General features: G+C 61.5%; 23 protein-coding genes. 17 read left to right on the top strand and 6 right to left on the bottom strand.

Annotation, left to right across the window (positions count from 1 at the left end; translation table 11 throughout):
* Nucleotides 1-11: 11 nt before the first annotated feature.
* Nucleotides 12-1,133, bottom strand: coding sequence for a beta-ketoacyl-ACP synthase III (locus tag KKQ75_RS05720; protein WP_213360912.1), 1,122 nt, complete (start codon nucleotides 1,131-1,133; stop codon nucleotides 12-14).
* Between the two features lie 226 nt (nucleotides 1,134-1,359).
* On the opposite strand from KKQ75_RS05720, the gene dnaB reads away from it, so the two are divergent.
* Entirely contained in the window at nucleotides 1,360-2,769 is a 1,410-nt protein-coding gene (gene dnaB / locus KKQ75_RS05715; RefSeq protein WP_213360911.1) for a replicative DNA helicase, read from the top strand.
* A gap of 117 nt (nucleotides 2,770-2,886) precedes the next feature.
* Here the strand turns inward: dnaB and pabB are convergent, their stop codons facing one another.
* From pabB to KKQ75_RS05690, 5 genes are all read right to left on the bottom strand, one after another.
* Entirely contained in the window at nucleotides 2,887-4,806 is a 1,920-nt protein-coding gene (gene pabB / locus KKQ75_RS05710) for an aminodeoxychorismate synthase component I (RefSeq protein WP_213360910.1), read from the bottom strand.
* A gap of 3 nt (nucleotides 4,807-4,809) precedes the next feature.
* On the bottom strand, nucleotides 4,810-6,669 hold the full coding sequence (locus KKQ75_RS05705) for a PhoH family protein (protein WP_213360909.1): 1,860 nt from the start codon (nucleotides 6,667-6,669) through the stop codon (nucleotides 4,810-4,812).
* A gap of 197 nt (nucleotides 6,670-6,866) precedes the next feature.
* Entirely contained in the window at nucleotides 6,867-7,373 is a 507-nt protein-coding gene (locus KKQ75_RS05700) for a peroxiredoxin (RefSeq protein WP_213360908.1), read from the bottom strand.
* A gap of 199 nt (nucleotides 7,374-7,572) precedes the next feature.
* On the bottom strand, nucleotides 7,573-7,950 hold the full coding sequence (locus KKQ75_RS05695; RefSeq protein WP_213360907.1) for an Mth938-like domain-containing protein: 378 nt from the start codon (nucleotides 7,948-7,950) through the stop codon (nucleotides 7,573-7,575).
* Nucleotides 7,951-8,010: 60 nt separating this feature from the next.
* Entirely contained in the window at nucleotides 8,011-8,361 is a 351-nt protein-coding gene (locus KKQ75_RS05690; protein ID WP_213360905.1) for a hypothetical protein, read from the bottom strand.
* 306 nt (nucleotides 8,362-8,667) lie between these two features.
* On the opposite strand from KKQ75_RS05690, the gene KKQ75_RS05685 reads away from it, so the two are divergent.
* From KKQ75_RS05685 to rpsF, 16 genes are all read left to right on the top strand, one after another.
* A complete protein-coding gene (locus tag KKQ75_RS05685) occupies nucleotides 8,668-9,855 on the top strand; it encodes a replication initiation factor domain-containing protein (protein WP_213360903.1) in 1,188 nt (395 codons plus the stop codon).
* A gap of 40 nt (nucleotides 9,856-9,895) precedes the next feature.
* Entirely contained in the window at nucleotides 9,896-10,210 is a 315-nt protein-coding gene (locus KKQ75_RS05680) for a hypothetical protein (protein WP_213360902.1), read from the top strand.
* A gap of 219 nt (nucleotides 10,211-10,429) precedes the next feature.
* Nucleotides 10,430-10,795 carry a hypothetical protein gene (locus KKQ75_RS05675; RefSeq protein WP_213360901.1) on the top strand — a complete coding sequence of 122 codons (366 nt, stop codon included), beginning with the start codon at nucleotides 10,430-10,432 and terminating at the stop codon, nucleotides 10,793-10,795.
* Between the two features lie 68 nt (nucleotides 10,796-10,863).
* Nucleotides 10,864-11,079 (top strand): hypothetical protein, encoded by a 216-nt coding sequence (locus KKQ75_RS05670; protein ID WP_213360900.1) that lies wholly within the window; start codon nucleotides 10,864-10,866, stop codon nucleotides 11,077-11,079.
* Nucleotides 11,080-11,239: 160 nt separating this feature from the next.
* The gene (locus KKQ75_RS05665) at nucleotides 11,240-12,523 is read left to right on the top strand and encodes a hypothetical protein (protein WP_213360899.1); all 1,284 of its coding nucleotides are present in this window, start codon (nucleotides 11,240-11,242) and stop codon (nucleotides 12,521-12,523) included.
* 1 nt (nucleotide 12,524) lies between these two features.
* Complete coding sequence (locus KKQ75_RS05660; protein WP_213360898.1) at nucleotides 12,525-12,848, top strand: DUF2523 family protein; 324 nt, start codon at nucleotides 12,525-12,527, stop codon at nucleotides 12,846-12,848.
* A gap of 5 nt (nucleotides 12,849-12,853) precedes the next feature.
* Nucleotides 12,854-14,038: a zonular occludens toxin domain-containing protein gene (locus tag KKQ75_RS05655; RefSeq protein WP_213360897.1), complete on the top strand. Its 1,185-nt coding sequence runs from the start codon at nucleotides 12,854-12,856 to the stop codon at nucleotides 14,036-14,038.
* 115 nt (nucleotides 14,039-14,153) lie between these two features.
* Nucleotides 14,154-14,735 (top strand): recombinase family protein, encoded by a 582-nt coding sequence (locus KKQ75_RS05650; RefSeq protein ID WP_213360895.1) that lies wholly within the window; start codon nucleotides 14,154-14,156, stop codon nucleotides 14,733-14,735.
* A gap of 41 nt (nucleotides 14,736-14,776) precedes the next feature.
* On the top strand, nucleotides 14,777-16,030 hold the full coding sequence (locus KKQ75_RS05645) for a pyridoxal phosphate-dependent aminotransferase (RefSeq protein WP_213360893.1): 1,254 nt from the start codon (nucleotides 14,777-14,779) through the stop codon (nucleotides 16,028-16,030).
* 42 nt (nucleotides 16,031-16,072) lie between these two features.
* Complete coding sequence (locus KKQ75_RS05640) at nucleotides 16,073-17,398, top strand: homoserine dehydrogenase (RefSeq protein ID WP_213360892.1); 1,326 nt, start codon at nucleotides 16,073-16,075, stop codon at nucleotides 17,396-17,398.
* Nucleotides 17,398-18,825: a threonine synthase gene (gene thrC / locus KKQ75_RS05635; protein ID WP_213360890.1), complete on the top strand. Its 1,428-nt coding sequence runs from the start codon at nucleotides 17,398-17,400 to the stop codon at nucleotides 18,823-18,825. The genes KKQ75_RS05640 and thrC overlap by 1 nt, the downstream gene beginning before the upstream one ends.
* A 158-nt stretch (nucleotides 18,826-18,983) precedes the next feature.
* Nucleotides 18,984-19,433: a copper resistance protein NlpE gene (locus tag KKQ75_RS05630; protein ID WP_213360889.1), complete on the top strand. Its 450-nt coding sequence runs from the start codon at nucleotides 18,984-18,986 to the stop codon at nucleotides 19,431-19,433.
* A 286-nt stretch (nucleotides 19,434-19,719) separates the two neighbouring features.
* A complete protein-coding gene (gene ppsA, locus KKQ75_RS05625) occupies nucleotides 19,720-22,110 on the top strand; it encodes a phosphoenolpyruvate synthase (protein WP_213360888.1) in 2,391 nt (796 codons plus the stop codon).
* Between the two features lie 52 nt (nucleotides 22,111-22,162).
* Nucleotides 22,163-22,474, top strand: a complete 312-nt coding sequence (locus KKQ75_RS05620) for a DUF4212 domain-containing protein (RefSeq protein WP_213360887.1) — start codon at nucleotides 22,163-22,165, stop codon at nucleotides 22,472-22,474.
* Complete coding sequence (locus KKQ75_RS05615) at nucleotides 22,474-24,546, top strand: VC_2705 family sodium/solute symporter (RefSeq protein WP_213360886.1); 2,073 nt, start codon at nucleotides 22,474-22,476, stop codon at nucleotides 24,544-24,546. Before KKQ75_RS05620 ends, KKQ75_RS05615 begins: the two co-directional genes overlap by 1 nt.
* 85 nt (nucleotides 24,547-24,631) lie before the next feature.
* Nucleotides 24,632-25,003 carry a 30S ribosomal protein S6 gene (gene rpsF, locus KKQ75_RS05610; RefSeq protein WP_213360885.1) on the top strand — a complete coding sequence of 124 codons (372 nt, stop codon included), beginning with the start codon at nucleotides 24,632-24,634 and terminating at the stop codon, nucleotides 25,001-25,003.
* Nucleotides 25,004-25,019: the final 16 nt, after the last annotated feature.

Genomic DNA, 25,019 nt, shown 5'->3' with positions numbered 1-25,019 from the left:
ACGTCCGGCGCTTATTGTTTGCGCACGACCAGACTGCCGATCGAGTAGCCGGCACCAAACGAGCAGATCACGCCGACGTCGCCTGCCTGCAGATCCTGGCTATGGCGATGGAAGGCGATGATGGAGCCGGCCGATGCCGTATTGGCAAACTCGTCCAGAATCACCGGGGCTTCGTCAAAGCTCGGCTCATGGCCCAGCAGGCGCTTGCCGATCAGCTGGTTCATGCTCAGGTTGGCCTGGTGCAGCCAGAAACGGCGCACCTGGGCCGGCGTCAGGCCGAGGGTTTCGAGCTGGTTCGCGATATGCTCGGCGGCCATCGGGCACACTTCCTTGAACACCTTGCGCCCTTCCTGCATGAACAGTTGGTCGCGGTCTTCGGGATTGCGGTCCTCGCTGCGGCTCATGAATCCGGCATTGTTGCGAATGTTGTTGGAGAACTGGGTGGCCAGGCGCGTGCCCAGCACTTCCCAGCGGTTCGCCGAGGTCGCCAGATCGGCGCGCTCGATGACCAGCGCGGTGCACACGTCGCCGAAAATGAAGTGACAGTCGCGGTCCATCCACGCATGGTGGGCCGAGGTGATTTCGGGGTTGATTACCAGCGCAGCCTTGACCTGGCCGGTGCGTACGGCATTCACCGCCTGCTCCAGCCCGAAAGTGGCCGACGAGCAGGCCACGTTCATGTCGAAGCCGTAGCCTTTTGCGCCGATGGCGTTCTGCACCTCGATCGCCATGGCGGGGTACTGGCGCTGCATGTTGGAGGCGGCACAGACCACCATCTCGATATCCTCGCCCTTGCGGCCAGCGTTTTCCAGCGCCTGCGTTGCAGCGGCCACGGCGATTTCGGCCATCAGCGAAAGCTGGTCGTCCGGGCGTGGCGTCAGGCGCGGACGCATGCGGGTCGGATCCAGAATGCCTTCCTTCTCGATCACGTAGCGCTGCTTGATGCCTGAAGCCTTGACGATGAATTCCTCGCTCGATTCCGGCAGGGCCTTGCGCTCACCCGCGGCAATCGCCTCGGCATGCTTCTCGTTTTCCTGGTGCACATAGGCGTTGTAGGCGGTGACGAGTTCGGCGTTGCTGATGGTGTGCGGAGCGACCCACAGGCCGGTTCCGCTGATGGCGGCTTGATACATGGCGTGCATATCTGATGAGAGAATAATCGAACGATTGTACGCTTTGGTGCGCAGGCCGGGCAAGCAAGCGCCTGTGTACAAGTCGGAGGATTTCCCCTGGGGAGCGGGATGGTTCGGCGATGCTTGTGCACGCTCCGCACACAGCTTGTCCACAGGCTTGTGCACAACGCGCCGGCCCCAAACGCATTACGATGCAGGGTTGACGGGCATTGAACCAGGAACAGCTGTGACAGACCACGAGGATTACGGGCAATACGATTTCGAGCAACCGGTGGACCGGGAGGTGGCACAGCTGCGCGTGCCGCCGCATTCCATCGAGTCCGAATCCAGCGTGCTGGGCGGCCTGCTGCTCGACAACAATGCCTGGGACCGCGTGGCCGACCTGCTGATCGCCAGCGACTTCTACCGGCACGAGCACCAGCTGGTGTTCGAGGCGATCGGCAAGCTGATCAACGCCTCCAAGCCGGCCGACGTGATCACCGTATTCGAGGCTCTGCAGAGCCTGGGCAAGGCAGAGGAGGTGGGCGGCCTTGTCTACCTGAACGCCTTGGCGCAGTTCGTGCCCAGCGCTGCCAACATCCGGCGCTATGCCGAGATCGTGCGCGAGCGCTCCATTCTGCGCAAACTGGTCACTGCCAGCGATGAAATCGCCACCAAGGCCTTCAACCCGCAGGGCACGCCGGTCGAAAAAATCCTCGACGAAGCCGAGCAGAAGATCTTCAAGATCGGCGAGGAAGGCTCGCGCATGAAGGAGGGCTTCCAGCCGATGGAATCGCTGGTGGTCGACCTGCTGGACCGCGTGCAGGAAATGGCGGACAACCCGAACGACATTACCGGGGTGCCCAGCGGCTTCTACGATCTGGACCGCATGACCAGCGGCATGCAGGCGGGGGATCTGATCATTCTGGCGGCTCGACCGTCGATGGGGAAAACGGCCTTCGCAATCAACATCGCCGAGCACGTGGCGCTGGCCGAAGGGCTGCCGGTGGCGGTGTTCTCGATGGAAATGGGCGCTGCGCAGCTGGCCGTGCGTATCGTGGGTTCCATCGGCCGCATCGACCAGGGTCGCCTGCGTACCGGCAAGCTGCACGACGAGGAGTGGCCGCGCCTGACCGAGGCGATCGAGAAGCTGCGCACCGTATCCATGCACATCGACGAAACGCCGGGCCTTACGCCGAGCGAACTGCGTGCCAACGCGCGGCGACTGGCGCGCCAGCAGGGCAAGCTGGGCCTGATCGTGGTGGACTACCTGCAGCTGATGAGCGGCAGTGGCAGCGCAGCGGCGGAGAACCGCGCGACCGAGCTGAGCGAAATCTCCCGTGGCCTGAAGATGCTGGCCAAGGAACTGCAATGCCCGCTGATTGCGCTGTCCCAGCTCAACCGCAGCGTCGAGCAGCGTACCGACAAGCGGCCGATGATGAGCGACCTGCGAGAATCGGGCGCGATTGAACAGGACGCAGACGTGATCATGTTCATCTACCGCGACGACTACTACAACAAGGAAAGTCGCGAACCCGGCGTGGCCGAGATCATCATCGGCAAGCAGCGTAACGGGCCAACGGGAACGGTGAAGCTCGCATTTATCAAGCCGCTAACCAAGTTCGAAAGTTTGGCGAGCATGGCAGATGAATATTGATTCCTGATCGGGGTTTTATTGAGTTGAAAAGCCTGATCATCATTTTTCATGGCGGCATGGCGGCGAAGGGTTGTTTCCAGCATATGCCACCGGGAACGAGGCCTGCGGAACGTTTGTTCAGCTGGACTGCAGACTGACAGCGACCCAGCTCCGCACGCTGTTGATGAACCACAGGCGGTCGCCAGGCTCTGGTGTAAAAAGGCGCTGCAGCGGAATCGGCCTCTCCTCGATCAACCGGCGGTTCAGCAGGGCTTCCCTCAAGGTGCCCGGAAGCAGCCCGTGGGTCAGCGGAGGCGTGATGCAATGTCCATCCGCCATCTGCAGCACGAGATTGCCGCGCGTGCACTCCGTGGCATGGCCACCCGGGGTGTGCAGCAGCACATCCCAGGCATGCGCGTGCTGGGCGGTTTCGCGCTCATAGTGGCTGCGTTGTGTCGTCTTGTGGCGTAGCCATGGGGTGTCGGCTTCGGCATTGGGTGCGCTGGCCAGTGCAATCTGCTGGAGGGTGCCGAGCTCCGAACCAATGCGGGGAGCGCGCAGCCAGGAAGCAGGGGCGAGGCCGGTAGTATCCCAATTGCGAAGATCGTCAGAACGGGCGCTTTCCAGTTGCACTCCTTCGACCCGCAACTCTCCCTCTGCCGATCGCAACAGGCGCACGCGCCACACGCCGGCAGCATGCGCGCACGCATACGTCTTCAGTTCCCGCTGCAGCGCTGCCGGCGACAGCGGCCGGAATCCCAGGGCAATCGCGGACGCCGTCATCCGGTCCAGATGCAAAGGCAGCAACGCATAGCGCCCGTCGACCAGCAGCAGCGTTTCCAGCAGCTCCGGCTCTGCGGCAGCCACCGGGGCCGTCTGCAGAAATCGCGCCTTCAGCTGCGCCTCGGCATATTCCGCTTCCGCATCCGACGACCAGGTGATGCCGCCTCCAACGCCGCCACGCAAATGTCCGTCATGGGCAAACACCGTCCGGATCGCCACATTGAAGGTTGCCCGATAAGGGCTGACAATGCCCAGCGCCCCGCAATACACGCCGCGCGGGCTTCCTTCCAGCGCCGCTATGGCCTCCATCGCCTTGCGCTTGGGCGCCCCGGTGATCGAGCCGCAGGGAAACAGCGCCTGCATCAGCGTTCCAAGGCCAATTTCCGGCCGCGTGATGGCCTGCACCGTGCTCGTCATCTGCCACAGCGTGGGGTAGGGCTCGGTCTCGAACAGCTTGGGTGTCTGCACGCTGCCCGTGACCGCGATCCGGCCCAGGTCATTGCGCAGCAGATCCACGATCATCACGTTCTCGGCGCGCTCCTTGGGGCTGGAGCGCAAGGCCTGCGCAGCCGCCAGATCCGCTTCCGGCGTGGCGCCACGCGGAGCGGTGCCCTTCATCGGGCGCGTGCTGATCTGCCCGGTTGCGCGGTTCCAGGTGAAGAACAGCTCGGGCGACAGCGACAGCACCTGCCAGTCGCCCCAATCGAGAAAGGCGCAATAGTCGGCCTGCTGGCGCTGCCGCAAGGCCTCGTAGTAATGCCAGAGCGGATAGCCATCCGGCACCTGTGCCAGCGAGCGCAGTGTGTGATTCACCTGGTAATAGTCGCCCGCGGCAATGGCCTGGCGAATCTGTTCCACCGCTGCGGCGTGGGTCGCGCCATCTTCGCTCAGTTGCCACGATGGCATCGGCGCCGGCGCTGCCATCTGCGCATGGGGGCCGGCAGCATGGCACTGGCTGCCCAGTGCAAACTCCGGCTCGCCATCCGGATGATCGAACAGCGCAAAGGCCAGCAACGGTTCTTCCGGCGCCGCCGTGCTCTGCGCCAGCTTCGCATCCAGCCCGGCAGCCGCCTCGTAGGCCAGATAGCCCACCGCCCACAAGCCGGCCACCGTCGCCTGCTCGAGCCGCGCCAGCACAGGCAACACCTCGTCAGGCTGCCAGGCCAGCAGCAACTCACGCGGACGACTGAAGCGCAGCCGCTGCACGCCGCCGCGGCTGTGCGGAAAATCGGTAACGAAAACCAGCCGTTCCGGATCGGGAATCAAGCGCGCCAAGATTTACAGCACTTCACTCGCAAAATCCGCCAGGCGCGACCGCTCGCCGCGGGCCAGCATGATGTGCCCGCTATGCGGCCAGCCCTTGAACTTGTCCACCACCGCGGTCAGCCCGGAAGAGCCTTCGGTCAGATACGGCGTATCGATCTGCGCCAGATTGCCCATGCAGATGATCTTGGTGCCCGGGCCCGCGCGCGTGATCAGCGTCTTCATCTGCTTGGGCGTCAGGTTCTGTGCCTCGTCGATGATGACGTACTTGTTCATGAAGGTGCGGCCGCGCATGAAGTTCATGCTCTTGATCTTGATGCGGCTGCGCACCAGCTCCTGCGTGGCGGCACGGCCCCATTCACCGGCACCGCTGGAGGTGTCGCCGCCCTTGGTCAGGAACTCGAGGTTGTCGTCCAGCGCGCCCATCCAGGGGCCCATCTTCTCTTCCTCGGTGCCGGGCAGAAAACCGATGTCCTCGCCCACGCTTACGGTGGCACGTGTCATGATGATCTCGGTATAGCGGCGTTCGTCCAGCACCTGCGTCAGGCCGCAGGCCAAGGCCAGCAGTGTCTTGCCGGTACCGGCAGTGCCGGTCAGCGTGACGAAGTCGATCTCGGGGTCGAGCAGCAGGTTCATGGCGAAGTTCTGCTCGCGGTTGCGTGCCGTCACGCCCCAGGCGGCCTGTTTGGGATGGGTGCAGTCGCGCAGCGTCTTGAGCACCGCGGTGTTGCCGCGAATCTCGACCACGCGCGTGTACAGGCTGGGCTCGCCGGGCTGCTCGAAATACACGAACTGGTTGATCAGCATCTGCTGCGCCAGTGGCCCATGCACGCGATAGAAGGTATGCGCGCCTTCGTTCCAGCTCTCGATTTCGTCGCCTTGCGTTTCCCAGAAGTCGGCCGGCAGGGCGAGGGCGCCGTTGTACAGCAACTCGTCGTCGTCCAGCGTCTTGTCGTTCTGGTAGTCCTCGGCCGGCAGGCCCAGTGCGCGCGCCTTCACGCGCATGTTGATGTCCTTGGACACCAGCACCACCTCGCGGCCCGGATGCGCCTGCTGCAGCGCGGAGACCACGCCCAGGATCTGGTTGTCCGCCTTGCCTTGCGGCAGCGTGTTGGGCAGCGTGTAATTCAGCGTTTCGGTCTGGAAGAACAGGCAGCCGCGCGCTTCCTTGTGGCCGGTCGCATCCAGCGGCATGCCGTCGGCCAGATCCTGCTTGGGCACGGTGGCCACCAGCGCGTCCAGCGTACGGCTGGTCTGGCGCACGTTGCGTGCCACCTCGGTCACGCCTTTCTTGTGGCTGTCCAGTTCTTCCAGCACGATCAATGCCAGGAAGATGTCATGTTCCTCGAAACGGAACAGGCACATCGGATCGTGCATCAGCACATTGGTATCCAGCACGAACAGCTTGGCCGGTTCGTCCGTGGCCTTGCGCGCCTTGCTGCGGGCGGCGGCAGGCTTCTTCGCACTGGCAGCCGACCGGGTGGCCGCCGGAGCCTTGGCAGCCACCGGGGACTCTGCCACCTCGGTGGCCGCGGCCTTGGCCGTGGCGCCGCTCTTGCGCCGTGCCGCCGGTGCGGGCTGGGAAGCAGCAACCGCCGCTACCGGCAGCCTTGCCACGGAGCCGGTCGCGGCTTCCCCGGTATCCAGCACTTCTGCCACGCTGGCTTCGCCGGCATGGGCGGCCAGCACGGTATCACTCTTGCGCGGTGCGCGGGTGCGGCGGCTGGTTGCGGGAGCGGCAGCGGCTTCGGGGATTTCTTCGGCGGCAGGGCGCTGGGTGTGGGCGCCGGAAGCCAGGGTTGCAGGAGTGGTGGCGGGCAGAAGCTTGGGATCCAGCAGACTGGCACGCTTCTTGGGTGCGGGGGGCAAAGGCATGTAGGTAGGGCTCTCGCAAGTCTATGGAACACATGCACAGCTGGCATGCCGGAAGAATGCGCCGGGTTCTCGGCCATTCATACACCTGCAATATACATCGTTGCCGCGGCCCTCTGTCACCGGCTTGTCACAAGGCGCAAGCGCGCACAAAAAAGCCGCTCACACGGAGCGGCTTGCTGACGGGCCGAGCTCGGCGCTTACTCGGCCTGTTCGGCCGTAGCGGGAGCGGCAGCAGTCTTCTTCAGGGCCTTGACGGCCTTGAGCACTTCGGCCACGTGGCCGGCGACCTTGATGCCGCGCCATTCCTGGCGCAGGATGCCGTCGGGGCCGATCAGGAAGGTGCTGCGCTCGATGCCCTTGACCTTCTTGCCGTACATGATCTTGTTCTTGACCACGCCGAACATGTGGCACATCTTCTCTTCGGTATCGGCGATCAGCTCGTAGGGCAGCTCAAGCTTGGCCTTGAAGCCGTCGTGCGAGGTCATGTTGTCGCGCGAGACGCCGAAGACGGCGGCGCCGGCCTTTTCGAAGTCCTTGTACTTGTCACGGAACTCCATCGCCTCGGTGGTGCAGCCGGGGGTATTGTCCTTCGGGTAGAAAAACAGCACAACGATCTGGCCGAGGTGGGAGGTGTTGCTGACCTTTACACCGTTGGTAGCGTTGGCGTCGAACTCGGGAATCAGCTTGTCTACGACGATTGCCATGTGTGTATCAATCTCTCTTTTGTAAGGGAAGACGGGGGCAGGATCGGGGGGTGAAACGCCATCGCCCTGAACGGAGGTGGCGCAGTTTGTACGCTGGGCGCAGACCCGTCTTCAAACGACAGCAGGCCGGGTGCCAAGTGCTGTCCAAACCCCTATTTTAAACCAAATTGCCAAAACGTGCCTCTGTGTAATCCCCATGTCAGGCGGAGGGCTCGACCAGCAGCGCTGCCAGTACCTTGCGTCCTTCACCGGCCAGCACGTTGTAGGTGCGGCAGGCCGCCGCGGTATCCATGGTTTCGATCCCGATGCGGCGTTGCAGCAGCGCGGCTGTCCATTGTGGATGCACGAAGCGCAGGCGGTTGCCGCTGCCGAAGATCACCAGTTCGCAGTCGTGCTCGGCCAGCGCGCCGAAATGCTCGGGGCCGAGATCCTCGAAACGGTCGCAATTCCAGCGCTGCAGATAGCCGTCGGAACTGAGCACCAGGCTCTCCTTGAACTGGCGGTGATCGACGGCCACCCAGCCCGGTCCGTGGGCAGTGATGGCCTGTACATCCATGCGGTCGGGCTGGATTTTCATGAGGGTCCTTTGTTGGGGCGCAACTGCTGCGCTGCACCAGAACGGCAAATTGTGGTCAAATTATGACTTGACCACACCAACAAAGGTGTGTTCCATCTTTGCCAGCCGGGCCAGCATACGGGCCTTTGCTGCGCTGTCTTTCTCGCCTTCGGCGGTCGCAATGGCCTGCCAGTATAGGGCGTTTTCTCCCAATTCTTCAGCAAGGCAGAACGCAATTGCCGGGCTGACCTGTCCGCGATTCCGCGCTGCATGGAGAGCCGTCCGGCTGATTCCTAAGCGTCGCCCCCACTCGGCACCACTGGCGATGTCGAGCGCCTTGTTAACTAAATCTACTGCTTTTGGCATTTCTCGGGCCTTTTTTGCTCGTGACATGAGGTTGTCATGTTTCCATGACGTAAACAATGCTATCATCGTATCCGTTTACACGGTGTAAACATTTTCCGACTTAATCATGACTTTCGTTCTTCGTACTTGTCCTTCTTGCCACGATCGTGACATGCACTTTGTGACTGGTTTCCATGATCGCGGGCAGCGCCTGATCGAGTGCAGCTGCTGCGGCCATGAGTGGGTTGGTCGCTTCATGCGTTCGGACATGGCGCGTATCGCTGCGGCTGCGGCGGGAGAGGGGCCCCAGCGGGGAGTGGCTGCCGCTGCGGCCGCACCGCTCTGCGGCTTCCCCCTTGGTAATCACGGGGAGAACAATAACGGGGGCCTGCTATGACCCGGAAAAATGCTCTTGCGTTCGATGGGCGCGAAGTTCGTTCCCTGCTGGAAGCCGAACGGGCACACTCTGGCCCGGTGCATGTGGATTGGCTGCGCTTCACGGCTCGCCTGCGCAACGCTGGCACTCCTTCCGCTGACATGCTCTTTCCGGCACCGGTGGACCAGCATTACAACATCTGGGAGCCTGAATACAGGACTGCGTTGATCAATCACTTGATCCGGCAGGTTCCCGACTGCGACCAGACGCCAGCCATGCAAGCGCATGAACTGGCGCAACGAGTGGCAGAACTGCTCGGGCAGGGCTTCACGGTTCATGAGGGCATCAACAAGGGCCATGACTTTTATAAGGCGCGTTGGTCCATCCATCGGAACGGGCAGGAATGCGGCTGGGTTGGCTTCGGTGCCAGCAGCGACAGCCCACGCCAGAAGGCGCAAGCGGACACCCTGCACTGCAACCTGTACGGCGCTGCCTGTACCTATGCGGCGTCCGGCTGGCGGGAACGTGTGGCCGATCTGATCGACGAATACCGGGCAAGCATCACCCGAATCGATTACGCGCTGGACTTCTTCGGCGGCATCGCCGGGGGCATGGCTCGGGTCCAGCAGGACTACATGACTGGCCTGTGTGACAGCAGGGGCAAGCGCCCTAAATGCAATCAGGTCGGCGACTGGTGCAATGGCGCGGAACGCTCCTTCTACATCGGCAGCAAAGAGGCCGGCAAGCAGACCAACGTTTACGAAAAGGGCCATCAGCTTTTCGGGCGTGAGAGCGGCGACAAATGGCAGCGCATCGAACTGCGCTACGGCAACAAGCTGCGCGATCTGCCCTCAGACATGCTGCGCCGTCCGGCTGACTTCTTCGCCGGGGCCAGCGATTGGCACGCCTCGATGCTGAGCGAATTTAACTCTCAGCTCACGGAAATTTCGCCCGAACCTGTCCAGTGCCGGGAACGTCTGCAAGACAAGACCGCAGACGCTGCAGTCTCGCGCGTGTGGCGCTGGCTGAACAACACGGCGGCGGCAAGCATCGCCACGGCCTTTGATCTGGCCGGGGAATCCTTCCTCGATCTGGTCACAACGTCGAAGCTGCCGAAGCGCCTACAGCAATTCTCGGTTGCCGAACGTCGCGCAGCTTTCGATCGAATCCTGAACAACCACCCGGCGCAGGCTTGCCCAGCCTGACCACGCCATTTTTCAACCTGGGCGAAAAGAGGAAACAGACATGCAATTCAATACTACGGCCATCGTTCACGGCATCAAGGAAAGCAAAGGCCAGATTGAGGGCCGCGCCTACAGCAGCACCACGTTTCATATCGAAGTGGATCTGCAGGAAAACAGCAGTGGCCGCAGCATCGGCACCGTAACGCGCCCCTTCAAGCTCGGCAGCGCGGAAGAGTTCGACAAGTGGGCGCACCTCTCCAAGTCCTTCCCGATCAAGGCTGATGCCACGTTCGAACTCGGCGCGGGCCGTGAAGACAGTACCAGTTTGAAGCTCGTCGCTCTCAAGCCCACAGCGCAAGCCACGAAAGCACAGTAATGCGGCTCCTGATCCATTCCCTCAAGCGGCGTGCCTTCCTCGTCCCAGACGCGGACGGGCAGCCGGAATGGGTCGAGTCTCTCCGGGATGCAGGTGCAGGGGTTCTCCGGGATCCCGAGCAGGCACAACAGACGCTGGAGGACTGGACGGATTGGGATGACAGGGCCGTCATCGTAGACCTTGACCGGCTCGGTACTGTTGACGATTACATGGGTTGATATGTACTACTTCAATTGCTCGGTACAGGGCGCATCGGTGTGCGCGGAATCGGATCAGTCGGGCTATGAGTTTGATCCGGCGGCGCTTAATCCTGATCAAACCATTTTGATCTGTTCGGGCCACTCGTCGCCGTGTGCGCTTGAACTGCAAATGCCCTATACGTCCCCAGCTGATAACTCGGATCATCCTGTTTCTGACACCGGGTCCACTGCATCGCAAATGGTGACGGTTGAGGACTTTGCGGCTGTTGGCATCACGCATGAAACAACAGGTCAGGCGGTAGCGTTTGGCTTTGGTGTCGTGGTGTTCTTTGCGGTGTTCGGCTATGTCGTCGGCCTTGCTGTAAGGATGATTCGCAAAATATGAGATTACAGGGGCAAGGCTGGTGCTTTGCCGGTGTAATTTCGCACCGATTATTAAAGAGGATTTTTCCAATGTCTTTCATCAACAAAAAAGTTGCCGCCTTCTCCGCTCTGACGCTGGGTGCCGTTTCTTCGGCCATGGCAAACACTCAACTGGATACCGTTTTTGGTGCCATCGACCTGTCGGGCCTTGAAACTAAGGTGGGCGCTCTGGCGGTGGCAATCGTCGGCATCGCTCTTGTGATGAAGGGCCCGGATATCGCCAAGCGCATTATCTCCAAGGTCTAATAGCGGCCTTCTGATGATGTGATCGCCGCACCTGTAAAAAATGGGTGCGGCTTTTTTGTTTTGGGGGTTTTATGCTGGCGGCTCTGGTGGCTCTTTACTACGCAATATTTTTCTTGATTGGTGCTTTGGCCGGTTTTGCTTTCATGCGGGGTGCTGATATATGAGAATGAGTCGCGTTTTATTTGCCTTCGTTGCGCTGGTATTCTCCGGTTCTGCGCTGGCAGATTATTTTTATATCAATCTTCCGCCAAATCGCTATGAAAAATGCACTGGAACATGGGCCAGTTGTATTTCGCAGGCAAAAACACTGTTCCAGCAAAGTGATTATGGTCCGGTTTATCCGTATGTAGATATGGAGCAGTGGATTAAAGAGAATGAACGTTGGGCAATTCAGTTTGTTAATAGTACTACGGCGCCGATTTATGAAAGAAGCACGACGCATGCTTATGTGATTTTCCAGCATGCAGCGTGCCCAAACGGCTATGATTATAATTATTCGTCAGGTGAGTGTGCTGCGATTCCTAATCAGTGCGCGCAGAATCAGCGTAAAGTGCAGTCGTTGTATGGTGGCTGGTCTAGGGTTGATACTAGCACCTCTCCGGCTACTCAATTGGAATACCGGGGTTATACATATGAGGAAGTTTATAACTCTGTTACCACTATTTGCGATAATAAGTGCGAATATATCCCTGAAGATCAGGTAAACGCATCAATGGCGCTTTATAACACTCAGCCGAATGAGCAGGGATGGTATGCAACTTATTATGAAGTAAACAGCGTTTCCACCGGGGGGGCATGCACGACGAATACCACAGAACTGACCCAACCTAAGTTGGCATCACCTGCGGCTGTTAGTGGAGATACGGGGTCGGGTGGTGATGGTACGGGCACGGGGTCGGGCGGTGACGGTACGGGTACGGGGTCTGGCGATGATGCGGGTACAGGCGATGGCACGGGCACAGGCGATGGCACGGGTACAGGCGATGGCACGGGCACAGGCGATGGCACGGGTACAGGCGATGGCACGGGCACAGGTACAGGCGATGGCACAGGCACAGGCAATGGCACGGGCACAGGCGATGGCACGGGCACAGGCGATGACACGGGCACCGGCGAAGTCGGCACGTCGGATGTGAATGCAGGCGGTCCGTTGCGTTCGATTGGCAGGCTATATGAACCTTATTACCCCGATGGACTTTTAGGCGTTTGGCAACAGAAGTCGGCAGAACTACAGGGAACATCGTTGGGCTCTTTGGCAGCTTCCATGATGCCGAGTTATTCCGGGGGGAGTATTCCGCGTTTTCAGTTGGATATGAATCTCGGAGGGTTTGCGAATTTCGGAACTGTGGACCTTGCACCTCCTGAATGGCTATGGGGTGTTTTGAGGGCGATATTAATGGTTACGGCGTTGGTTGCTGCTCGTCGTATCGTGTTTGGGGGGTAATATGCTGGATTGGTTGAAGTCTAGAATTATTGAGTTTGCAAGCTGGCTTTATGATTTGGTTATTGAAGTCATTTATGCCTTTTTGGATATGCTGGGGGACCTTGCGTCTTGGTTATTTGAAGGGATGTTGGACATTGCAATTTCGGCTCTCTCGCAGCTTGATCTGTCCGGTTTGCAGGGGGTGGCGGCATGGGGTGATTTGCCATCCGAGATTATTAATGTCCTTGGATTGCTGGGCGTTGGTGAAGCTGGCGCCATTATTGTGTCTGCAATTGGTATTCGCTTGCTGCTCCAGCTGGTGCCATTCACTCGTTTGGGGAGTTAACGGTCGTGATTAATATTATCTTGGGCGCTCCGGGTGGTGGAAAAAGCTATGAGGCCGTTTCCTTTCATGTGCTTCCTGCCTTGGAAGCTGGGCGCAAGGTGATTACAAATCTTCCGTTGAACGTGGAGCATTTGGAAGCTGTGGTGCCCGGTGCTGCAAAGCTGATTGATATTCGGGAGAAGACATTAGCGCAAAAGCCAGAACCTAAAATTGCGTTTACCGGTTTCGGTGTCCGTGATGTAAGCGGGTCCAATGCTTTCGTGGATCGTCCATTTGCAAATCTGGCGGATTATCAGGATTCGTGGCGCGATGAAAACGGGCGTGGTCCGCTCTATGTAATTGACGAATGTCACTTTTGCCTGCCCGCAAAAGGTACGTCTAAAGATGTTGAAGAGTGGTATTCGATGCATCGCCATTACAACGTCGATGTGCTTCTAATCACGCAAAGCCACAGCAAGGTAAGCAAGCCGATTATTGATCTGGTGCAGGTTTGCTACAAGGTGCGGAAAGCTACGGCGCTTGGAAAGTCTGACGGCTATATCAGAAAAGTGCATGACGGCGTGCGCGGCGGTGAAGTTTCGACGCAGCAGCGAAAATACCAGTCTCGTTATTTCAAGCTGTACAAGTCGCACACGCAGGGCACGGCGTTGCAGGAGTCCGGGGCGGCTGATGTGTCGTCGTTTCTCGTCAAGTTCAACCGGTTCAAATGGGTATGGGTGGCGTTCTCGGTGGTGTTCGTCGCTTGGGCGTTCTGGCCGAAGAATGAGAAAGCTGCAGATCAAGCAGCGGGCGGCGCGGTGGTTCAGGTGTCCCAGTCGGGCAAGGCTGCTAGGGCGGGGTCCTTGCCATCGTCTGCGCCTGTAGGGGGTCGGCCAGCAGTGCAGGGGGTGCCAGAACCGTTACGGGGCAAGGGCATCCATCTGCAGGCGCATGTGAAGTTTGGGGATCGTGACATATCGGTGTTCAGCGTCACCGAGGCCGGAAAACGCCTGTTCACTCTCAACGCGGAAGATCTGGCTAAGTTGGGTTACAGGTGGACGTCGATATCTCACTGCGTCGGCTCTCTTTACTTCCATGGCTCGGTAAGAACGGTGGTCTGCGATGCACCTATTCCCGCTGCAGTGGAGGGGGGGACCGAAAAACGAATGGCGGCTGGTGAGGTCCAGAGGGTGCCGTCGCCTACTTCTTGATAAGCAATGGGACCCGCCCGCAAGGGTGGGGGTCAACGCTCGCGTAATCACGTGCCCGTCATTTCTTCAGGGTATTGGTTCTAATTAATTTATCAAAACTGATACAATAATTGCAATGATTTACGGTTATGCAAGAGTTAGTACAAACGAACAGGACACCGCCTTACAGCTTGATGCCTTGCGTAAGGCTGGAGCAGAAGTCATCTATGAAGAAAAAAAGAGTGGCGCGGATCGGGACCGGAAAGAGCTTGCTAAGTTGTTGGCCTCGGTGGGTAGCGGTGATGTGCTGGTGGTCTACAAGTTGGACCGTCTCGGTCGTAGCGTGCGGCACATCATGGAAATGCTCGATTTTTTGGCCGAAAAGGGGTGTGGCTTTAAGAGCTTGACGGAGCCTTTTGATACCACATCTGCACTTGGTGAATTCTTTCTGGCTGTGATGGCTGCTTTTGCACAGTTTGAACGTTCGTTGATTCGGGAGCGTTGCGCTTCGGGGATCGCTGCGGCAAGGGCGCGGGGTGTTCGGTTTGGACGGCCTGAGCGGCTGACGGATGATCAGAAAGCGGAAGTGTTGAGGCTCTATCGGTCGGGCGTTACGCGCTCTGCCATATGTCGTAAGTTTTCGGTAAGTCCTGATGTGGTGTTACGTATTGTTGACCCGAAACACAAGAGATTTTCCCAGAGGCGCGAACGTGTGTAAAAATGATAGTTTTCCCATCAAAAAACCCTGCAGGAGCCGGTGTGAAACCTATCCAGAAGTCCTCCAAGCTTGCCAATGTGCTGTACGACGTGCGTGGTCCGATCGTCGACGCGGCACGCCAGATGGAGGACGAGGGGCTCAAGATCATCAAGCTCAACATCGGCAACCTGGCGCCGTTCGGCTTCGAGCCACCCGAGGAAATCGTCGAGGACATGGTGCGCAACCTGCCCAATTCGGCCGGCTATTCCGACAGCAAGGGCATCTTCGCTGCGCGCAAGGCGGTCATGCACTACACGCAGCAGCAGGGCGTGCAGGGCGTCACGCTCGATGACATCTACATCGGCAACGGCGCCAGCGACCTGATCATCACGGCCACCACCGCGCTGCTCAACGAAGGCGACGAGTTGCTGGTGCCTGCGCCCGACTATCCGCTGTGGACGGCGGCCACCAGCCTGGCGGGCGGCAAGCCGGTGCACTACATCTGCGACGAGAACAATGGCTGGATGCCCGACCTGGACGACATCCGCAGCAAGATCACGCCGCGCACCAAGGGTATCGTGGTGATCAACCCGAACAACCCGACCGGCGCACTCTACAGCAACGAACTGCTGCTGGGCATCATCGAAATCGCCCGCGACCACGGCCTGATCATCATGGCTGACGAGGTGTACGACAAGGTGCTGTATGACGGCGTCAAGCACACGGCCATGGCCAGCCTGTCCACCGACGTGCTCACGCTCACCTTCAACTCGCTGTCCAAGGCCTACCGCGCCTGCGGCTACCGCGCGGGCTGGATGTACATCTCGGGCGACAAGTCGATCGCCAGGGACTACATCGAGGGCCTGAACATGCTGGCCAACATCAAGCTCGGTTCCAACGTGCCCGGCCAGTGGGCGGTGCAGACCGCGCTGGGCGGCTACCAGAGCATCAACGATCTCGTGAAGGAGGGCGGCCGCCTGCGCCGCCAGCGCGATTTGGCGCACGAGCTGATCTCGAAGATTCCGGGCGTCAGCTGCGTCAAGCCGCAGGCCGCGCTGTACATGTTCCCGCGCCTCGATCCGGCCGTGTACCCGATCGCCGACGACCGCGAATTCTTCCTGGAAGTGCTCAAGGCCACCCGTGTCATGCTGGTGCAGGGTTCGGGCTTCAATTTCCCCGACAATCAGCATTTCCGCATCGTCTTCCTGCCGCAGGAGGATGACTTGCGCGAGGCCATCAACCGCCTGGCCAAATTCCTCGAGGGCTACCGCAAGCGCCATGCTGCCACCGCTGCAATTGCCGCTGCCGCCGCCTGAGACCTCTTTCCCGTATCACGACAAACAGAAAACGAACGCGACATGAATCCGATCAAAGTTGGCCTGCTGGGCATTGGCACCGTTGGCAGCGGTGTGTTCACCGTGCTGGAACGCAACCAGACCGAAATCAAGGGCCGTGCCGGCCGTGGCATCGAGATTGCCGTGGTGGCCGACCGTGACACCGGGCGCGCCCGCTCCATCGTGGGGGACCGTGCCGAAGTGGTGGAGGATGCGTTCGCCGTGGTCAAGCGCCCGGACATCGACATCGTGATCGAACTGATCGGTGGCTACACCATTGCCAAGGACCTGGTGATGCAGGCCATCGAGAATGGCAAGCACGTAGTCACTGCCAACAAGGCGCTGCTGGCCGTGCATGGCACCGAAATCTTTGCCGCCGCCCAGAAGAAGGGCGTGATGGTGGCCTTCGAGGCAGCCGTCGCCGGCGGTATCCCGATCATCAAGGCGCTGCGCGAGGGCCTGACGGCCAACCGCATCCAGTGGGTGGCCGGCATCATCAACGGCACCACCAACTTCATCCTGTCCGAGATGCGCGACAAGGGCCTGGACTTCGACGTGGTGCTGAAGGAAGCCCAGCGACTGGGCTACGCCGAAGCCGATCCCACCTTCGACATCGAAGGCGTGGACGCTGCGCACAAGGTCACGCTGATGAGCGCCATCGCCTTCGGCGTGGACGTGCAGTTCGACAAGGCCTATGTGGAAGGCATCACCAAGCTGTCGTCCGCCGACATCCGCTACGCCGAGCAACTGGGCTACCGCATCAAGCTGCTGGGCATCACCAAGCGCACCGACAAGGGCGTGGAACTGCGCGTGCACCCCACACTGATCCCGGCCAAGCGCCTGATCGCCAACGTAGAGGGTGCCATGAACGCCGTGGTGGTGCATGGCGATGCCGTGGGGACCACGCTGTACTACGGCAAGGGCGCCGGCAGCGAGCCGACTGCCAGTGCCGTGATTGCCGACCTGGTCGATGTGACGCGCATGCACACTTCCGACCCGGCCAACCGCGTGCCGCATCTGGCATTCCAGCCGGATTCCATGCAGAGCCATATCCAGATCCTGCCCATGGGCGAGGTCGTTACCAGCTATTACCTGCGTCTGCGCGTGGCCGACGAGACCGGTGTGCTGGCACGCATCGCCAGCATCCTGGCCGAGCGTGGCATCAGCATCGATGCCATCATCCAGCGCGAGGCGGATGAAGTGGCCGGTGAGGGCGCCGAGCAGACCGATGTCATCATCCTGACGCACGAGTGCCCCGAGGCGGCCATGGATGCCGCCATCGCCACCATGCAGGCTGCGCCCACGGTGCTGCAGCCCATCGTCCGTATCCGCAAGGAAGAGCTGAACTGATGCATTACCTGTCCACCCGTGGCGATGCCACTCCGCGCAAGTTCTGCGACATCCTGCTCGAGGGCCTGGCTCCCGATGGCGGCCTGTACATGCCGGTGCGTTATCCGCAGGTCAACGGCCCCACGCTGGCGAAGTGGCGCAAGCTCTACGCCGAGCAGGGCTATGCGGCGCTGGCCTTTGCCATCCTCTCGCTCTACATCGACGACATTCCGGCGGCCGACCTGAAGGCCATCTGCGACAAGACCTACACCGAGGAGGTGTTCGGCACGCCGCAGATCACGCCGGTGCGTGCGCTCGAGGGTGGCCTGAATATCGAGGGCCTGTCCAACGGCCCGACGATCGCCTTCAAGGATATGGCCATGCAGCTGCTGGGCAACCTGTTCGAATACGAACTGGGCCGCCGCGGCGAACAGCTCAACATCCTGGGTGCCACCAGCGGCGACACCGGCAGCGCGGCCGAGTACGCCATGCGCGGCAAGCAGGGCGTGCGTGTGTTCATGCTCAGCCCGCACGGTCGCATGAGCGCCTTCCAGCAGGCACAGATGTTCAGCCTGCAGGACGAGAATATCCACAACCTGGCCGTGGAAGGCGTGTTCGACGACTGCCAGGACATCGTCAAGGCCGTCAGCAACGATCTGGAATTCAAGCGCCAGTACAAGATCGGCACCGTCAACTCCATCAACTGGGCGCGCCTGCTGGCGCAGGTGGTGTACTACTTTGCCGGCTATTTCCAGGCCACGCAGTCGGATGACCAGCAGGTGAGCTTCACCGTGCCCAGCGGCAACTTCGGCAACATTTGCGCCGGCCATGTGGCGCGCATGATGGGCCTGCCGGTTGCGCATCTGGTGGTGGCCACCAACGAGAACGACGTGCTGGACGAATTCTTCCGCACCGGTGTCTACCGCGTGCGTGCCAGCGCCGACACTTACGAAACCTCCAGCCCGTCCATGGACATCAGCAAGGCCAGCAACTTCGAGCGCTTCGTGTTCGATCTTCTGGGCCGCAATGCCAAGCGCACGGCGGAGCTGTTCGGCAAGCAGCTGGGCAGCCAGGGCTTCTTCGACCTGAGCCAGGATCCGGTGTTCCCGCTGGCAGCCAACCGCTACGGCTTCGTCAGCGGCAAGAGCACCCACGCCGACCGCCTGGACACCATCCGCGATTGCTACAACCGCCTCGGCACCATGATCGACACCCACACCGCCGACGGCGTGAAGGTGGCGCGCGAGCACGTGCAGGCCGGCGTGCCGATGATCGTGCTGGAAACGGCGCTGCCGATCAAGTTTGCCGATACCATCACCGAGGCGCTGGGCCGCCAGCCGGAAGTGCCGGCCAAATTTGCCGGCATCGAGGATCTGCCCAAGCGTGTGCAGGTTGTCAAGGCGGATGCCGACGGCATCAAGAAGATCATCCGCCAGGCCTGCGTGTAAGACGCGAGCGCAATTGTGTGTCAGGGTGTCGCGCGTCGGCGTCCTGGTCACAATACCATCCGCAACGCCTTGTTAGAATCGGAGCCGGTTTGCAAGCGAGGAGAACAACGATGGCAGCGACGACGAAAAATTCGCGCAAGGGAGCCTGGCGTATGGCCATGGCTGCCACTCTGGTGGCAGGCATGCTCGCCGGTTGCTCGACGGTGGACGGTGTCCTCGGCGCGGTAGGCCTGCAGCGCGTTCCCTCCACGGGCCCCGCCCCGGTCATCAAGGTGGATCGCGTTCCGCCGGCTTCCTCCGCTGCTGCGAGCTGGACCGGCACCTACCGCGGCATGCTGCCGTGCCCCGACTGCGAGGGTCTGCGCATCAGCCTGTCGCTGTTCAAGGATGCCACCTACGAACTGCAGACGGAGCAGATCGGCTCCGACAAGCGTTTCGAGCGCCGTGGTTCCTTCACCTTCAACGGGGACGAAACGCGCATCACGCTGGATGCGAATGGCCAGAACCGCAGTTTCGACATCCTGCCCCCCAACCGCCTGCGCATGCTGGGCAAGGACGCGGCCCCGATTACCGGCCCCGATGCCGAGAAGTTCATCCTGCGCAAATGATGCAGGCTGGCCCGTGCGCCTGATGCGAGGGCTTCCCCGGACAGGCCGGACAGGCATTGCCGGGGATTGCACCGCAATGCGCAAGGATTTCACTGTTTTCTGTCGCTATCCTGCACCGCAGGGGGCTGCATCCGGCCGCAAGACCCCGCATCAGGTGGTCGTGGCCACTACAATAACTGCATTCAAAAAGCGGCGGGCCATCGGGCCCGCCGGCTTTTGGCATTTGCCGCACAACCAGAACAAGCAAACAGGCAAGGCCGCACCGGTTTAACTTTTGGAGCATGCAATGTCTGCACTTTTCAATGCGACCGATCTGGTCGTTCCTTTCGAGAAACTCCGCATGGCGGACGTCGACACCGTCGGCGGTAAGAACGCCAGCCTGGGCGAGATGATCTCCCAGCTGCCTGAGGGCGTTCGCGTCCCCACGGGTTTTGCCACCACCGCCCACGCCTTCCGCGAGTTCCTCAAGCATGACGGCCTGGATGCGCGCATCAATGCCAAGCTCGATGCGCTTGACGTCGATGACGTCAACGCCCTGGCCGCCACTGGCGCCGAGATCCGCGCCATGGTCGAGAACCAGCCTTTCCCGGCCGACCTGGAGCAGGGCATCCGCGCAGCCTTCGCCACCCTGAGCGGCGGTAACGACCAGGCCAGCTTTGCCGTGCGTTCTTCCGCCACCGCCGAAGACCTACCCGACGCGTCCTTTGCCGGCCAGCAGGAAACCTTCCTGAACGTGGTGGGCATCGAGACCGTGCTGCACAAGATCAAGGAAGTGTTTGCCAGCCTGTACAACGACCGCGCCATCAGCTACCGCGTGCACAAGGGCTTCACCCACGCCGAGGTGGCACTGTCCGCCGGCGTGCAGCGCATGGTGCGCTCCGACCTGGGCGCCGCCGGTGTCATGTTCACCATGGACACCGAATCCGGCTTCCGCGACGTGGTGTTCATCACCTCCAGCTATGGCCTGGGCGAAACCGTGGTGCAGGGCGCCGTCAACCCCGACGAGTTCTACGTGCACAAGCCCATGCTGCAGGCCGGCAACAAGGCGCTGATCCGCCGCAACCTGGGCAGCAAGCTGATCCAGATGGTGTTTGCCACGCCTGAAGAGAAGGCCGCCAGCGGCAAGCTGGTGCGCACCGAAGACGTGCCGGCCGAACTGCGCAACCGCTACTCCCTGACCGACGCCGAAGTCGAGCAGCTGGCCCGCTATGCCATGGTGATCGAGCAGCACTATGGCCGCCCGATGGACATCGAGTGGGGCAAGGACGGCACCGACGGCCAGCTCTACATCCTGCAGGCCCGTCCCGAGACGGTGAAGAGCCAGAGCGAAGGCCAGGTCGAGCACCGCTACAAGCTCAAGGGCAAGGGCACCGTGCTGGCCGAAGGCCGCGCCATTGGCCAGAAAATCGGTACCGGCCCGGTGCGTCTGGTGAACGATCCCAGCGAAATGGATACCGTGCAACCCGGCGACGTGCTGGTCACCGACATGACCGACCCCAACTGGGAGCCGGTGATGAAGCGTGCCAGCGCCATCGTGACCAACCGTGGCGGCCGTACCTGCCACGCCGCCATCATTGCGCGCGAGCTGGGTATTCCGGCCGTGGTCGGCTGCCATGACGCCACCGAAACGCTGAAGGATGGCACGCTGGTGACCGTGAGCTGCGCCGAAGGCGACACCGGCCACATCTACGACGGCCTGCTGGAAATGGAAGTGACCGAAGTGGAACGCGGCACCATGCCCGAGATTGCCACCAAGATCATGATGAACGTGGGCAACCCCCAGTTGGCCTTCGACTTCTGCCAGCTGCCCAACAGCGGCGTGGGTCTGGCCCGCCTGGAGTTCATCATCAACAACAACATCGGCGTGCATCCCAAGGCCATCATCGACTACCCGAACATCGATGCCGATCTGAAGAAGGCGGTCGAGTCGGTGGCGCGCGGCCATGCCTCTCCGCGTGCCTTCTACGTGGACAAGGTCGCCGAAGGCGTGGCCACCATCGGCGCGGCCTTCTGGCCCAAGCCGGTGATCGTGCGCATGTCCGACTTCAAGAGCAACGAGTACCGCAAGCTTATCGGCGGCAGCCGCTACGAGCCGGAAGAAGAAAACCCGATGCTGGGCTTCCGTGGTGCCGCGCGCTACGTGAGCGAGGACTTCGCCGAAGCGTTCGCCATGGAATGCGAGGCGCTCAAGCGCGTGCGCAATGAAATGGGCCTGACCAACGTCGAGATCATGATCCCGTTCGTGCGTACCCTGGGTCAGGCCAAGAAGGTGACCGAGCTGCTGGCAGAGCATGGTCTCAAGCGCGGCGAAAACGGCCTGCGCCTGATCATGATGTGCGAGATTCCGAGCAACGCCATTCTGGCCGAGCAGTTCCTCGAGTACTTCGACGGCTTCAGCATCGGCTCCAACGACCTGACGCAGCTCAGCCTGGGTCTGGACCGCGACTCCGGCATGGAGCTGCTGGCCATCGACTTCGACGAGCGTGATCCGGCCGTGCAGTTCCTGATCGCCCGTTCCATCGCGGCGTGCAAGGCGCAGGGCAAGTACATCGGCATCTGTGGCCAGGGCCCCAGCGACCACCCGGATTTTGCCCAGTGGCTGGCAAAAGAGGGTATCGTATCCATCTCGCTGAACCCGGATACCGTGATCGACACCTGGAAGAAGCTGGCAGCCTGACCGGCCTCAAGCGGAAGGGACTGCCCCGGGGCAGTCCCTTTTTTTATTTCCATTGCAGCGTTCCACCGGCATGCAGAGCAACGAGCACCCGCACGATATCCCGCTGGCCGACTCCGAACCGGTCGGCTGGGGCTGGCGTGGCTTTCTGCTGGCGCTGTGGGTGGGGGGCAGCTTTGGCGGCATGTATTTCGTGCGGCAACTGGAGCAGATCACGGTGCTGGGCTGGCCGCTGGGTTACTGGCTGGCGGCGCAGGGCCTGATCATCGGCTACGTCTGTATCGTGGCCTTCTATGCCTGGCTGGCCAACCGGCGCGAGCGGCGCCGGCGCATCCCGCTGGCCGGGCCGGACGGGGAGGGCGTCTGATGGACTGGCAGTCGCCCCAGCGCGTGCACCTGATCTTTGTGGCCTATGTGGTGGGCACCATGCTGTTCGTGGTGGCCATGGGCTTTGCCGAACAGATCGGGCTGTCGCGCGAATGGCTGGGCGGCATCTGCCTGATGGCCTCCATCCTGAGCTACGCGCTGATCGGCATCTACTGCCGCACCACCCAGATCAGCGAATACTATGTGGCGGGGCGCCGCATCAGCGGCTTCTACAACGGCATGGCCAGCGCGGCCGACTGGATGAGTGCCGCCACCTTCATCAGCCTGGCGGGAGGGCTGTATCTGCAGGGCTTTTCGGGCAGCGCGACCAAGGCGGGCGGGTTTGCCTATCTGCTGGGCTGGACTGGCGGCTTCTGCCTGGTGGCACTGCTGGCGGCGCCATACCTGCGGCGCATGAATCTCTATACGCTGCCCGGCTTCTTCGAGCAGCGCTACGGCGGCGACTGGCCACGCCGCATCGCCATGCTGGCCACCGTGGTCTGCACTTTCATCTACATGGTGGCGCAGATCTACGGGGTGGGGCTGATTGCCTCGCGCCTGTCCGGGGTGCGCTTCGAGATCGGCATGCTGCTGGGCCTGAGCGGGGTGCTGGTCTGCTCCTTCCTGGGGGGCATGCGCGCTGTGACCTGGACGCAGGTGGCGCAGTACGTGATCCTGCTGCTGGCGTTTCTGGTGCCGGTGTCGCTGCTGGCCTACAAGCAGCTGGGCACGCCCTGGGCGCCGGCCGCCTACAGCGAGCAGCTGGCCCGCGTCAATTCGCTGGAATATGCGCTGCTCGCGTCGCCCAAGGAGGCGGAGGTCGGGCAGATCTACTGGCAGCGTGCCATGCACGACGCCCAGCGTCTGCAGGACGTGAAAACCTCCATGTACCAGGATCGCATGGAGTTGCTGCAGCGACTGCAGGAACTGAAGAACGAGCAGACCGATACGTCCACCATTTTTGCCATGAGCCGTGCGCTGTCGCAGCTGCCGCGTACCGAGGAGGAGGCGCGGGCGCTCTGGAGCCGCTCGCTGGCCAGCAACCAGGCGCGCAGCCAGCCCTTGTCGGGCATGCCGCTGTCGGCGCAGGCCTATGCGGGCGACCCGGATGGGCCGCAGGAGCAGCGTGCGCTGCATGATCTGTCGCGGCGCAACTTCCTGGCGCTGATGTTCTGCCTGATGGCAGGCACGCTGGGGCTGCCGCACCTGCTGACGCGCTACCTGACCACGCCAAGCGTGGCGCAGACACGGTCGTCGGTGGCCTGGACGCTGTTCTTCATCGCCTTGCTCTATGTCAGCATCCCGGCACTGGCCATCATGGTCAAGTACGAAGTCATGCACAACCTGGTGGGCATGCGCTTCGACGCCTTGCCGCAGTGGATCTGGCAGTGGTCGCGGGTGGACCCAGACCTGCTCTCGGCGCAGGACGTGAACGGCGACGGGCTGCTGCAGTTTGCCGAGCTGCATCTGGATGCCGATCTGATCATGCTGGCGATGCCGGAGATTGCGGGCCTGCCTTACGTGGTGTCGGCGCTGGTGGCGGCGGGCGGGCTGGCCGCGGCGCTGTCCACGGCGGATGGCCTGCTGCTGACCATGGGTACCACGATCGCGCATGACGGCTACTACCGGGAGATCAATCGCAACGCGCCCGAGATCCGTCGTGTGATGCTGTCCAAGTTCGTGCTGCTGGTGATGGCGCTGGCGGCAGCCTACGTCGCGGCACAGAAACCGGGCGACATTCTGGCCATGGTGGCGGCCTCGTTCTCGATTGCCGCCGCCACCTTCGTGCCGGCCATGGTGCTGGGGATATTCTGGCGCCGGGCCACCCGGGCCGGTGCGGTGGCGGGCATGATGGCTGGCCTGCTGCTGACGGTGGGCTATCTGGTGGCATTCTCCCCGCAGACGCGGGAAGCCTGGCCGGCGCTGAAGGAGCTGCAGCCCTGGTGGGGCATCCAGCCAGTCGCGGCCGGCGTGTTCGGGGTGCCCTTCGGCGCCCTGGTGCTGGTGCTGGCCAGCCTGTTGACGCAGCACACCAGTGCGCACGAAATACGACGCGACACCTTGCCAATCTGATGCGCGTGTGGCTATAATCTTTGGTTTCCCTTGCCGTACTGCGCTTTGACGCTGCGGGCGGCATTCCATTCCACAAGGAGCATCAATGCGTCATTACGAGATCATTCTGCTGATCCACCCGGATCAGAGCGAGCAGGTTCCCGCCATGCTGGACCGCTACAAGGGCATGGTTACGGCCGGCAACGGCCTGATTCACCGTGTTGAAGACTGGGGCCGCCGCCAACTGGCCTACCAGATCAACAAGCTGAACAAGGCCCACTACCTGTGCATCAACATCGAAGCCGACCAGGCTGTGATGGCCGAACTGGAACACGCGTTCAAGTTCAACGATGCCGTGCTGCGCCACATGACTGTGCAGAAGAAGAAAGCCGACACCGCTCCCTCGACCATGATGAAGTCCGTCGAGCGCGAAGAGGCCCGCAAGTCCGCACAGGCGAGCGAGGCTGACGCATCCTGATCGGATGCAGGTGGAA

The organism is Brachymonas denitrificans, assembly GCF_907163135.1.
GTDB classification, from domain to species: Bacteria; Pseudomonadota; Gammaproteobacteria; order Burkholderiales; family Burkholderiaceae_C; genus Brachymonas; species Brachymonas denitrificans_A.
The sequence above is the reverse complement of the archived record's forward strand: the minus strand, read 5'-3'. Positions and strand labels throughout refer to the sequence as shown.